A 12,657-nucleotide genomic window follows, 5' to 3' on the forward strand; every position below is an offset into this window, starting at 1 on the left:
GTCAGTGCCCGCCGGTCGGTAATGTGCTCCCCGCCAAGGCGCTCATCCTGCGCAAGGCTGCGGGCCGAGCGGCGATCTGCCGCCACTATCTGCACCTCACGCCCCTGTTCGTGCGCCATCATGGCCAACTCCGCTACACGCTCACGCTGACCAGCGGCCCCCCCTTGACCGGCCACAATCGCCACCGGAAGACGGTCCTGCGCCAGCACGCTGACCGCGTCAGAGTAAGCTCGGGTTCGAGGCTGTGCTTTATCCGCAAAGGTATCAATCGGCCCGGCCCGCTGCAGGTCACGGGTCAGGGCCGCCACCGACAGTTCGTCAAGCACATGAATGTTTGAGGTGAACAGGCCTTTTTCTTTATCGAGCGGGATCAGCTGTTCGTTTTTAATCGCCGACTCGATGCCCTCCCGCGCCTGCGTCACCACACCCGGCTGCGCGGGCAACTGACCAATTGTGGTGGCCAGCAGTTCAGAGTAGGTGAAGCGCGCCCGCCGATCGCTCAGCATGCCGATGGCCAGGCCGACCGACGCACTGATGTCGACGGCCTCCACGGCCGGGGCCGGGATGTCACCCGCCTGCGCACGCTGGTCAGCGTCCTCGCGGTAGCCCCGGATATCGAAGCCGGTGGCTTTCAGTGTGTGCATCCACTCGCTCATCCGTTGCTCTGGATCGACCTTTTCTTTCGGGCGCCGCGTATCCAGCGCGGCCATGTCGCGTGATTTTAGCGATGCATCTTCCCCTACGGCCTCCTTAATCGCCTGAGTGCGACTGGAGAATTCGACGACCGGTACGTCTTTCAGTTCCCACATGCCGTGCTTCCCCACGACCTCCGTCTCATAGCCCAGCGCCGTGACATCCTGATGCAATGTGGCGCGGTAAATTTTGCCGAAGGCTATCTGGTTGGCGTACACGTTTTCGATGAAGCCGGTTTTGCCGACCTTATCGCTGCTGAGCGTGCGCCAATCATCACCGTGCTTGGTGAGGTTGGCCACCACGGCATGGGTGTGCAACAGCGGCTCCTGGTCACGGCTGGTATCGTGGTTAAACAGCGCCATCACCAGATTGCCGGTCAACTCGGTCTGACTTTTACCGTCGGTCATCACCCGCGTCGAGGCCAGTGCCTCCACCTGCTTCACAGCGGTATCCACCGCGTGGTTGTGTGCGTCAATCAGCCGTGTGTCGCCGCCGAGCATGGCCATCACTGAAATACTTTTGGGGGCTGAGAAGGTCAGGTCATAGCCCGGTCGGTGCTTGTTGGCACCCTCCTGCATACGGCTGAGATCACTCCCGTCCGGCAGGCGGCCTTCCAGCAACTGGGTGAAGGTTTTCTGGTCCACTTCCCCTTTAAGCCCCAGCTCAGCAGCCCCCTCGCCCGCCCAGCGTTCTCCCATACTGCCAATGACGTAGTAGTTATCCTTGTCGGTGTAGTAGTTTCCGGCGCTGCCGGCCGATTTTACTGTCGCCAGACTGAGCATCAGAGGTTATCTCCTGGTTCGAGGTCTTTTTCAGGCGAACGATGCACATTGATGTTCACCTCTTCACGGCGCTGCATATCCTTCCCTGACAGCCTATCTTGCTCAGCCTGCCAGGCTTCAAAGGCATCCCAGTCCACCACTTCGCCGCTGACATCAATACCGGGCGGCAACTTTTCAGCGTCTTCGGCTTTGGTGGCCAGCTCTTGCTCGGTACCGCCAACGCCCACCGCTGCTGCCGATGAACCAGATTTAGCCGCAGGTGCGCCACTCGTCGCGGGGCGCACCAAGGGCGCAGCAGGGACAACCGGCGTGACAGGGGCGTCCACAGGCGCGGGGAGTACGCTGGCAACCACTGGTGTTTCTACTTCTTCAGCTGCTGCAACCGGTGTATCCGGCGTAAACAGCACCGCCAGACTGCGAGATTCGTCTTCGCGTGCGGCCAGGGCGAGGTTCAGGCGCGCATCCGCCTGCTCATCCAGGGTGCGCGGGATGAATTCGGGTGCGACCTTCGGTCGTGCCTGGTACTTCAGGACCATCTTCACTGCCGGATAAGGTCCCGGTAGCGTGACATAACAGGAGAGGTCTGGCAGCGTCTGGATGTCGGAGTAGCTAACCAGCGTCACCCGCTCCATGTCCTTGCCTACCGACGTCCCGTCACGCACCGGGTCTACCCCGTAGGAATACTGCTCGGAGGCTTTGAGGATTTCTTTCTCGCCAATCTCCCCAGCAGCGAATTCGGCAATTTTGCGCGTCGGTGAACGGAAGAATACGCGGGTGTTCATGACGTCAAACAGCGTGGCGGCGCCTTTATCGCCGTAGATGTCCTCAAGCTGCGCGTAGGACTGAATACCGAACACATAGCAACCACCAAACTTACGGGCTTCCGGCAGGATTTCTACCAGGTCCGGCAGCTTGTGCAGGGTGGGCAGTTCGTCGCCAAACACCCATACCCGGCGATCCCGGTTCTCACCCATCCCGAGCAGCCCTCGGATGGCGATGGATAGCCACATCGAAATGACCGGCTTGAGGGACGCATGGGTGTCGGCGTTGGATGAGATGAACAGCCAGCCGTTTTTCCCGTCTTCCCGCACCCCACGCATCCAGTCACGGATGGTAAACGGCTCGCCGTTACCCTCAATACCCTGCAGGTAGCGAATGGCTTTGACGTAGTTGGTCAGCACCGCCCGAATAGAGATGGCGGTCTTCTCGATTTTCTCTTCCACCAGGTTGGCCGCCGGCGAGTTTTTAAGATAGGCACGCAGCTTTTCGATTTTAATCGACAGCAATGTATCGACCAGTTTGCTGTAGCTGCGGTCTTTGTCATTACGCATCAGATACGCCGCCTCGGCAAAAATGGTACGCCCGGACCCCTGCCAGAAGGGGTCTTCTTTGGTCCCCATAGGGATGAGCGTGTTGGAGATGTTGTCAAAATCCGGCTGAGTCAGACACTCACGCCACAAATCCCAGGCCGCACAGCGGGCATCGAGCGGGTTGAGAATTTTATCGGTGGCCGGGTCGTAATAGCTTTTGACGAATTCGCAGGAACGGTCGTAGACAATCACCATGTCGCCACGTTTGCGAGCATAATTCATCAGGCGACGTATCGCCTCGGACTTCCCGGAACCGACCGTGCCGTGCAGACAGAAGTTCTGGATTTCGGAGTTCTTGATGAGCGGCAGGTCGCCAATTTTAATGTCGGACGCCATACCGTCGCGTTTAAGCATCTTCGCCACGCGTTTCGGGTCATCGGTCAGCTCACGTCCCCCGGTGACCTCATCCTCACTCTGTTGCTTACCCTGATGGCCCAGCACCCAGGTGGTGACGAAGAACGCCACCACGCAGACCACGGCAGCGATGATGGCAGCCAACAGAAACGTCGCCCAGACCTGCTCGGCACACCAGATAAGGTATTTATCCTGCAATACCTGCAGCGCGTTGTACTTAAGCTCTTTCTCGTAATAGCGCACGGTATAGACCGGCTGGGATTTAACTATATCGCGCATCGGCGACAGCGTCTGGCACCAGTAATACAGCATGCCGTTAACAAACGTCTGCCACGACAGTTTTACCCAGAAGGTCAACGCGACAATAATGGCAAACAAAATAACGAGGCAATAAATAATAATATTGGCAATCTGACTGAACATACGGATGCGCATGCTCGCAATCTGACCACCCTGGGTCATATCCTTGGCATTAAAACTCATGATATCCGTCCGGTATAAAAGAGAGGATTAAACGAAAAAGAGAATTGGTTTCAGCGCTGATAACTATTTCTGCCGCTGCGATTGCCTATTCCGCCCAAACCGTTCGCACATTTAATTCGACCACGGGTTCCAGATTCGCCGGCAACACTTCACGGCTGCACAAAGGATTTGCACAGTAGTTCTGCGTTTTACGGTTAAAGGCGGGGAGTCAGTTAAGCGATTAGGTTGTCAGCAGAGCCGCGGGAGAACTGCCTGCTGAGGAACTCAGTCGCCACAGCAGGCAGGGTGCAATTATTGTGCTTTAGCGGCTTTCACGATCTCGGTGAATGCCGAGAGTTTGTAACGCGAAATATCGGCCATAAAGACAAAAACAGTGAATACAGTCAAAGGAATAATTAAGAATGAATACAATGCTGATTTCACACCGTAGAAAGCCACTAACAGGCACAATACCAGATTCAGCACTGCATACCCTATTGCATACCCTTTCACTTTTCTTGCATATACGCCGATAATTTTTGACTTATTACGAAACGACGCAGGGAGCGAGAGAATAAACCCCCTGTAATTAGCTACAATTAATAATATCATCAGACCTATAAATGTACTCATACCAACAGCAAATAGGTCTTCTTCAATGCGGTCACCGTTTAAACTAAACGCGACCAGCGGAGAGATAAACATCAGCAGCAACACCACCACGCCGGGTTTTGCACAGTCCCAGAAGCCCGGGATAACAAGTGCATCACTGGCCATAATCGCCTTAAGTTCTTCTATTTCTTCACGGATGACCTTTTGCGTCAACATGACTCACCTCACTTCTTTTCAGCCTGATTTTTGGCTTCCCGGGCGCGATCCATCAGACTTTTATCGTCGGATGCTTTCCCCACCATTTTCTGACTCTGTTTTTCGTCGGTGTAGTGTTTATTCTGCGCGGCCCGCACCTCAGCGTGGTTCTCTTTCAGGTTGTCCTGCTGGGTACTGATTTCACTCGACTGCCCCTCTATCTTATGACGAGTTTCCGCCTGCGCGTTTTGATTACCGCTAATCATTGTGTCCACTTTATCACCAACGTTATTAGCGATGCCAGCATTCGTCGTATGGCGGTCTATTTGTTGGCTATTGTTCGCAAAATCGGCCAGTACCGCATCCGTATTACCACCGCCGGAGACCGTCCCCATTCCGCTGCCCAGTGCGGCGCTTCCGCTGGTATAGTGCGCGTCAACGCCCGGTGCCACCTGCTCATTCACAAACTCCCGTGCCAGCGCCGAACGCTGCGCCGCGACTTCCGGTGAACTGGTGTTGGTCAGGATCGCTTCGGCATTATCCGGGGCGTGTTTCGCCACGAAGTTGGCGAACTGCTGGGTCAGGTTTTCGCTCATCTGCCCTGACATCGTCTCAGTACGCGAGGCCATCTCCGCATATTCCTGACTGCGAGTGTGTGCATCGCTGTACTGGGTGTAGCTACTTTTCGCGCTGCTGAGCGAGGCCGCCAGTTGGTCTACCCGTGAATCGGCATTGTTCTGGCTGTGGCTACCGGATTCGCTGGTTTTCTGGCTGGTAAAATAGTCCATCCCCTGCTTGAAGTCGGACGCTGCCTGGGCGCTGGCATCATGGCGGGCATCCTGACTGGCCCGGGTTCCTGAACTGGCTGAGGTACTGTCATGGTCAACGTCAGATATCCCGCCTTTCAGGCTCGCCGCCACCTTAACACTTCCTCCATTACCCAATATTTCCAGACCCGTTCCCGCTGTCACGGTACCCACGATATCCGCCCCTTTTGTAACATTGAACGAACTCTGAGCCAACTCCTGCGTGGCCTGGTCTTCGCTGATGTTGTTGGCTTTGGCATAGCTTTCTACGGCGCTGCGCATTTTGCCTGCCATCATGGTTGATTGTCCGCCCTGCGAACTGTCGGCACCCTGGGTCATCGTGCTGCTGTTGCCGCGCTGGCCGGTAAATTGCTGCAGGGAGTTCCAGGCACTGCTGATACTGCTGTTGAACCCGCTCATTGCCGTCTGCGCCTGAGACTCAGACTCTCGGGACATCTGCTGCTGCGCACTCGCAATCTGGCGCGACACGTTGATATCCACCGGCAGTTTTGACATGGCCCCGGAGCTGTCCACCACCGTATCACCGCCACGGGTGCGGGTGGTCATTGCACCATTCCCCAGTTGATGGCTCATTTGCCCAAACACCGTCGAGCTGTTGGTGTTCCAGTTGAAGCCGCTGACGTTCTCGGTCTGCATATTGGCGTAAGAGTAGTTACCGTCGACCGCGCCGGACGCTGCCGTGGCTGCCGGGCTGATGGCTGAAGACGCCAGATGGCTGTACAGGCTCGAGAAGCCCGCCCCGAGCCCCTTGAGCATGCCCCACGCCAGCGGCGGGATGAGCATCGACAGATAACCGGCCGTGGTGGCGAGGTCGGAATATTTAATCTGCACCTGCGAGAGTTCAGACAGCACCACCGGCGAGCCGTTAGCTTTGGCGTAAAACGTCATGCAGCTGTTCAGGATGGCATACAACAGCGGCCAGCTCTGCACCCACATGATGGCCAGCACGTAGCCCTTGAGCACGTTCAGCGTCACGGCATTGAACATCCCGCCTAAAATCATCAGCGGGAACAGCCCAATCGTCAGCCCCACAATCAGCGTTTGCGACATCGGCAGGGAGCGCAACGCCACCTGTCCGACAGTGGCATGCGCCAGCCGTTGTTTTTCCATCGACGAGGTGGTGGAAATATTGAGCAGGCTCGCGGTGTCGCCGTTACGGGCCGCGTAGCTCATGATGCCGTTGCGCACCGCATTCATGGTGACGTTCTGACGCATAATCTGCGCGGCACTCTGTCCAGCCCCGTAGAAATAGCTGTAGCTGTCGCCCACCATCTGGCTAAACAACGCATCCGGGTTCGGGCGGCCACCAAATGCCTGACGTACATAGTAGCTCCAGGTCTTGCCACCGGTCTGCGTATCGAGCGCCAGCTTCGGTTTAATCACTGCTGCCGCTTCCTCGCAGGTCATGAACAGATTTTTGTCGTTGAACACACCGCGCAGCGGGCTGGGCCGGGAGAAAATCAGCGTGTAGGGATCGGGGCTGTTCATCAGGTCTTCCATGCTGTATTTCCCGTTCAGGAAAATATCACCCATCACGCAGTTCTGGACGTAGTCGGTAAACAGCGTGGTGATTTCCGGGTTCTGCGACAGAAAGTCGGTACTGCGCGACACCAGATTCGCCCCAAAGATCATCCCGGTCTTGCTATAGGTGACGCTGTCGGGCTGCGAAAACACCATTTCGTAGCCCTGTACCAGGGCATAACCGATTTTGGTAGTCAGTGAAGCGGGCAGCGCCAGCCCCACCGGCACGTTGTCCACCTGATAAACCCGTGTCAGGTCGCTGTTGTCGATGATCTGCACGGGCGTGCGCACCCCGACCAGCAGGGATATCAGTACCATCACTCCGGCCCAACCCAGCATATCCATCACGCTGTGGCGGCGTATCCAGTTCACCGCGACCAGGAGCACTGAAAAAGCGATCACCATGCGTTGTATCGTCGCCCAACTGTCGCCGTTCATGAAGGTCACGATGGCATTGAGGGTCGCCCGCAGCCAATCGCCGCCGGCAATGACATAGATTTCCTGCATCAGCGCGCCCCCCCGAAGTGGTAATTATTCTGATAGCGTTGCAGCATGCGGGCCGAGACCTGCTGACGCATGTAGCTCATCTGCCGATCCACAACCAGCAGTGCATCCTGCTGGACCTGCACCTGCGCCTGGAATGACGCTATCTGGCGAGTCGCTTCGTTGAGGTTGTTGTTGATGCTCTCAATCACTGCCTGGTCATAATTCCCCGTGGCTACCATCGCCCGAGCCTGTTGAACCAGTTCCTGAATGTACTGCAGCAGGATGTCGTAACCGATGTAATCGGTCAGCTGATACACCAGGCTGTTCGACACCCCCAGCATTTGCGGGTCGACCAGGTATTTAAATACCGGAATGGTGGTACTGGTGATGAAGCCCTTCTCTTTTTCGGTGAGCTTCTCATCGGTCACGGCCTTGTTCTGAATGCCGGCGAGGATGTCTTTGATCTGATTTTTCAGCGCGTTTTCCTGCTTGATGGTGACCGTCGAATCCGCCACCACCTTCAGGCAGTTGTCGCTGTCGTTGCAGTGGTACACCCGCGCCGTGCCGCCTTCCATCATGGCGCGCATCAGGTCACGGTCTGTGGTTCTGGCAGGCAGCGGGGTGATGTTGCCGTTTTCGTCAAACACCATCGTGCCGGTCAGGGTCATGATGAGCTCTTTCAGTTCCTTGTTGCCGTCAAACATCCGGTTTTTACCGAGCGCACTCCAGATAACATTGATGTTTTTGGTAATGCGTTCTTTATCTTTATCGCTCGCTTTATCACGGACCTTGTCCAGGCTGCCGCCCACGGTACATCCCTGCCGTGAGGCCGCCCAGTCGGCAAACATGTTGCTCTCTCCAGAGATGTCCTGGCAGACCTTTTGCTGGGAAACCTGCGTGCGCGGGAACAGCCCGCCGACAATGCCCTGCGCGGCCTGACAGGAGCTGAGATTCATGCTGTTGATGTCGCTGGCCATTTTCTGCAGAAAATCTTTGGCAGTTTTGATTTCCGGTACCGTGGTCTGCAGGGCGAGGTCAAAGAAGTACCCGGCCGAATTGGACATGATCTGTTTGGCGAACCGCTGCAGCTGCTCGCTGTTGATGAAGCTGAACGAGCCCAGGTAGGCATCGATACCGCCGCAACCGGCGTTAATGTCCGGCAGGGTCATCGAGACCAGCTGGATGGTTTTCACCTGGGTGCGGGCATACATCGATCCACCGGAGGCATAACCTGCCGCCTGCCCTTGCCAGACCTGGGGCTGACTGGTGTTGGAATCAAATCCGAGTTTGTTAAAAAATTGATTCATATCGCTGTTCACATCGGCTGCAGCCGTCACCGACAACGTCAGCAGTGCCGCACACAGGGCGGCCCGTGGGGTTTTCATCATAGCGCGCGCCCTCCCTGACGCATCTGCAACACGGTATCGAGACGAGCCATAAAGCCCTGCTCGTCAGTGGCCCCCTGCAACAGCGGCAACGCTTCCAGGGTGTTCACGTTAACCAGAAACGTGGTGGGGGTAGCGACCGGCAGGTTGGGGAAGAATGTCCGCATAACATCTGCCGGCACCGGTAAGGCTTCGGGGTACGCTTCGTCGCCGTGCCCATCAATGGTGTAGGCCATTACGCCAAACCCCACGCGTTCAGACAGCGACTTCAACACCGGGTCGAATTTGTGGCAATACGGGCAACTCCCCTGCATAAACAGCACCACCTTCCATTCCGCCAGGTTGGCCTGCTGCCCGTTGCTCAGCCGGAACCAGACCGGTTGACGGGCTGGAGCTGCAGTGACCGCCGTCGCGGCAGATGCTGGGGTTTCTGTTTTGGTTTCAGGTGCGGCGGCGCCAAGCCCTTTTGGACTCCATAACGATTGAAGTTCGTCCATCGTGCTTGCCTGAATGCCCGGAGGGCAGACACACAGTACGGTCAGCAGTAACAGTGGTTTAACCTTCATGGTGTTCAGCTCCTGTTGCCGGCCTACGGTCGGCGGCGTCCTGCTCTGCCGCCCGTGCCCGGGCAATCCAGACGTTGAGGATGCGGTAGCCTCCCCACAGGGTGAGCGACACCCCGATAATCTGCGCCAGCAAAATGGCCATTGATGGATTGGGGCGTACCAGGCGGGAAACAATGTGAAACCAGGCGCCCAGTGTCAGTATCCACAGCCCGACGTTGTCAAACTCAGGCAGACGAAAGCGGAATTTACGCATACAGACTCTCCGAAAACTAAAAGTTGGGGGCAAAATCGGTGGAAACGTTCAGGAACTGTTTGGCCAGGTCGTCCTGACTGATAAACCCGTAGGACACGGGCTTCACGGTGCCGCTTTTCGGGTCGGCCAGCATCAGCGCCGGGAAGTGACGAATACCCAGACGCTCGGCCTGGCCCGCGTCAACGCGGCTGTCGGGCAACAGCGGATTGATGATGCCGTCCACGGAGACTGGAATAACACTCAGGTGGTAGGTTTCGCGGAAGTTCTTGATCACCTGCGCCAGTTGTCCGTCGATGGGATCTTGACCCCGGTAGAAGAACATCACCCCGTAATGCTGAGCCAGTGTTTCGATAGCCCGGCGCTGGTCGGCAAAATCCGCCGCCAGCTGATTGCGCACGGTGCCGTTGTAGTGGCTGTGCTGCAGGTTGTAGTCCAGTTCCGGGTGCACCAGCATGGCTTTTTTGGCGCTCATCGAGAACAATCCGGCCTGCTGCGTCCAGTAATTCTGCAACCGGAAATAGCGGGTGAAGTTTTCCACGCCCGGGTACAGGATGGCTTCATACATCGCCCGTTTCGTGGCCTGTTGCAGCGTGGCCAGTTTTTCCATGATGTCCGGTTGTGCGGGCGGTGCTGTGGGCGTGGGCGGTTCTTCCGTTTTCCGCTTCAGGCTTTCGTTGTACCACTGCCAGCCGGCATCCTTCGCCAGCACCGGCAGGCTGAGCAGCAGCGCGGCCACCGTCACGGAGAGTCGTTTTTTCATATGGCCGCCTTACTTACTCTGCAGCTGAGTGGCTATCTGCTCACGGACACGTTCCGTCAGCGCGTTGTTGTCGGGGATGTTCTGGTTGTTTTGCAAATCTTCAAAGAAGTTAGAGAAGTCGAGATTGTCGAATTTAATCTGCTGGAGTTCGGTCTGGGTGATACCCCGGCAGTCCGGACTTTTTGCAGCCCCGAAGCCGATGCGCAATTGGCCATTGCGCCCCTGCTGCTGAACAATCTGGGCCAGTTTTGAATCGAACTGGCAGTAACCGCGTTTTTTCTCCAGACACACACCCAACACCTTTTTCGAGCAGAACTCCCCGACGCTGACGGTGAGTTGCTTCTCTTTGGCTTTGCCCAGCGCTTTCTCTTCGGTGCTGCAGCTGGCAATTCCAATATCCTGCCCCCAGCCCGAGTCCTTGCAGCAGTTGCTGAAGCCGACCGCAAACTTCTTGCAGAACTTAGCGCTGCCGGTGAACGCGCGCACATTCACGCCGTTGAGGTCTGCCACGTCTTTCCCCGCCGCCGCGAGGGCCGCCAGCGCAGACACCACCGGCGCGAAATCATTGTTTTTCCCCTGCTGTGCACGCTCACATTCACCATCGAGACAGAAGGTGTCGCCGCCACAAATCATCACCTTGCCGGTGGTGCGGGTTTCACAGGAGTAGCTGGCGTATTCATGCAGGCAGCCACCTCCGTCTTCCGTGTTGAAAGCGCAGTTGCGAGACGCAAGCGTGCAAGCGGGGTTGTCCATATACTTTTGACAGCTCCCCCCCTCGGCCAGCTGGGTTATATAGGTGTCTTTGAACTGCCAGCACGCCTGGTTGATGGAATACGGTTTGCCCTCTACGATAAGGGTCCTTTCGCCTCCCGGTTGAAGGCACTCAGTATTGGACTGACGTCCCTCATCCTTGTTGAAAGGGCAATGCTCGGTCCACGCCACGCGGGGCGTGAATATGCGCGTATCCACCTGGAGATCAAAATGGAGCGTGGCTGGGATAGGTGATTTATGCTTGATCAGCGCGCCGCCCGTCCCCTTCTTGTATTTACGGTCTCCGTGCGAAACCTCAAAGGGGTGGCCAGCCACCAGATCGACCTGTGAGGGCCAGAAATCAGTCCCGCTTTGCTCGGTCCCTCCCTGATAATAAAGCGACGTGCCCAATACACTTATATCAGTGCGCTGGTTCCCGTCGACGCGTGGATATCTGTACGTCGCCCGGATGATTTTCCCACTGACGGGCGGAGTGATCGTGATATGAACGGCACCTCCGTAAATGTTGAACGGTTGCTCAGATAACGTCACCTCAAAAGATTTCTGCTCCGTGCTCCCCGACCAGTCGCCGGTCAACTCAGCCGTTCGCGTACACGCCTGCTCAACCTGAACGTCCCGTTCGCAGCTATAATTGGTGAATTCACTGCGGTTGATCTGTTGGGCTTCACACTGCAGCTGTCCCGTTTTACCGATAATGGTGTCTGCCTGGGACTGCACCTCCTTCCCGGACTGGATGAACGGCGCATCCGGTGAAATCGGTTCCTTCGGGTTATTCATCATGGAGTCGGTCACCGCTTTCCCTGCCTCGGTCTGGCTCCAGGCGTTACTGCCGTCGGTTTTCAATGTGCCATCGCTGGTCGCCTTCACGCCGCCGTAGTAATTTTTCTCGCCGGGGGAATCGGTGTAATTCGGGATACTGTCGCCCGGATTGAAGTTGTTCAGGCTGCTGTCGCCCTTGCCCTTTATCTCCCGGGCAAAATCAGCCCCGGCTTTGTACTGCGCATCCGCATCGGTTTGCGCGTTGGCCATCCCCACCATGAGGAGCACGGCCACAGAAACCAGGCACACGCGGTTCATTTTTTGGCTCCTTCTTCCAGCAGGCGGCGGGCTTCATCCCGGCAGTCGCCCTTCTCCACCACTTTTTCCAGCGCCTGCTTGAGCCGCAGGTTGCCCCGGATAACATCGTGACCCGCCGGGCAGAACACCACGAGCGACGGCACGCTGGTGATATCGAACTCGCGGTAGCGGGTGGGGTCAATCGCCACCCCGTCGGTGCTGCCGTCTTTGACCAGCGCCATGATGGCGTCAGCCGTGGTCTTCATGTCGTTTTGCACCATCCCCCTGAGCGTCGCCGGAATACCGAAACGGCGGGCTTCCGACAGCATGCGTTTAAGGCCGGTTTCGGGAATGGAGAACGACACGAAGTACAGCGCCCCCTGCGCCGGTTTATCGGATTGGGCGTCCATCTGTCCTTGTTTCAGGCCGTCGATAAACGTAAGCGTCGTTAAATCCCCACAGTGTTCGGTCGTGGGGTTTAAGGTAGGGTGATTTTCCAGGGCAGCAGCGTGTCCCAGTCGATGGCGTCGTCCGGCGATTTCAGCGCCGTCAGCAACGCATGCA

The 12,657-nt window shown here is 57.0% G+C and carries 10 protein-coding genes; all 10 read right to left on the reverse strand.

Annotated features, from left to right (window positions below):
• The coding region (gene mobF, locus ACMV5I_RS28105) for a MobF family relaxase (RefSeq protein WP_414825804.1) at nt 1–1,475 on the reverse strand (1,475 nt) is incomplete at its 3' end.
• Nucleotides 1,475–3,682, reverse strand: a complete 2,208-nt coding sequence (gene traD, locus ACMV5I_RS28110; protein WP_414825805.1) for a type IV conjugative transfer system coupling protein TraD — start codon at nt 3,680–3,682, stop codon at nt 1,475–1,477. The genes traD and mobF, both read right to left, overlap by 1 nt.
• A 291-nt stretch (nt 3,683–3,973) precedes the next feature.
• A complete protein-coding gene (locus tag ACMV5I_RS28115) occupies nt 3,974–4,489 on the reverse strand; it encodes a hypothetical protein (RefSeq protein ID WP_414825806.1) in 516 nt (171 codons plus the stop codon).
• Nucleotides 4,490–4,497: 8 nt separating this feature from the next.
• Nucleotides 4,498–7,323, reverse strand: coding sequence for a conjugal transfer mating-pair stabilization protein TraG (gene traG, locus ACMV5I_RS28120; protein ID WP_414825807.1), 2,826 nt, complete (start codon nt 7,321–7,323; stop codon nt 4,498–4,500).
• Nucleotides 7,323–8,690: a conjugal transfer pilus assembly protein TraH gene (gene traH / locus ACMV5I_RS28125; protein WP_414825808.1), complete on the reverse strand. Its 1,368-nt coding sequence runs from the start codon at nt 8,688–8,690 to the stop codon at nt 7,323–7,325. Before traH ends, traG begins: the two co-directional genes overlap by 1 nt.
• Nucleotides 8,687–9,253, reverse strand: a complete 567-nt coding sequence (gene trbB / locus ACMV5I_RS28130; RefSeq protein ID WP_414825809.1) for a type-F conjugative transfer system pilin assembly thiol-disulfide isomerase TrbB — start codon at nt 9,251–9,253, stop codon at nt 8,687–8,689. Before trbB ends, traH begins: the two co-directional genes overlap by 4 nt.
• Complete coding sequence (gene traQ, locus ACMV5I_RS28135; protein ID WP_414825810.1) at nt 9,243–9,506, reverse strand: type-F conjugative transfer system pilin chaperone TraQ; 264 nt, start codon at nt 9,504–9,506, stop codon at nt 9,243–9,245. The genes trbB and traQ overlap by 11 nt, the downstream gene beginning before the upstream one ends.
• 16 nt (nt 9,507–9,522) lie before the next feature.
• Entirely contained in the window at nt 9,523–10,266 is a 744-nt protein-coding gene (gene traF, locus ACMV5I_RS28140) for a type-F conjugative transfer system pilin assembly protein TraF (protein WP_414825811.1), read from the reverse strand.
• A gap of 9 nt (nt 10,267–10,275) precedes the next feature.
• Entirely contained in the window at nt 10,276–12,114 is a 1,839-nt protein-coding gene (gene traN, locus ACMV5I_RS28145; protein WP_414825812.1) for a type-F conjugative transfer system mating-pair stabilization protein TraN, read from the reverse strand.
• On the reverse strand, nt 12,111–12,657 hold a 547-nt coding region (gene trbC, locus ACMV5I_RS28150), incomplete at its 5' end, for a type-F conjugative transfer system pilin assembly protein TrbC (protein ID WP_414825813.1). The genes traN and trbC, both read right to left, overlap by 4 nt.

The organism is Serratia sp. T13T92, assembly GCF_047530105.1.
In the GTDB taxonomy this organism is placed as follows: domain Bacteria; phylum Pseudomonadota; class Gammaproteobacteria; order Enterobacterales; family Enterobacteriaceae; genus Chania; species Chania fonticola.

What these genes read in the sequence shown, in the direction of transcription:
- traD (WP_414825805.1), bottom strand. Translation starts at nt 3,682, where the DNA reads ATGAGTTTTAATGCCAAGGATATGACCCAGGGTGGTCAGATTGCGAGC.
- ACMV5I_RS28115 (WP_414825806.1), bottom strand. Translation starts at nt 4,489, where the DNA reads ATGTTGACGCAAAAGGTCATCCGTGAAGAAATAGAAGAACTTAAGGCG.
- traG (WP_414825807.1), bottom strand. Translation starts at nt 7,323, where the DNA reads ATGCAGGAAATCTATGTCATTGCCGGCGGCGATTGGCTGCGGGCGACC.
- traH (WP_414825808.1), bottom strand. Translation starts at nt 8,690, where the DNA reads ATGATGAAAACCCCACGGGCCGCCCTGTGTGCGGCACTGCTGACGTTG.
- trbB (WP_414825809.1), bottom strand. Translation starts at nt 9,253, where the DNA reads ATGAAGGTTAAACCACTGTTACTGCTGACCGTACTGTGTGTCTGCCCT.
- traQ (WP_414825810.1), bottom strand. Translation starts at nt 9,506, where the DNA reads ATGCGTAAATTCCGCTTTCGTCTGCCTGAGTTTGACAACGTCGGGCTG.
- traF (WP_414825811.1), bottom strand. Translation starts at nt 10,266, where the DNA reads ATGAAAAAACGACTCTCCGTGACGGTGGCCGCGCTGCTGCTCAGCCTG.
- traN (WP_414825812.1), bottom strand. Translation starts at nt 12,114, where the DNA reads ATGAACCGCGTGTGCCTGGTTTCTGTGGCCGTGCTCCTCATGGTGGGG.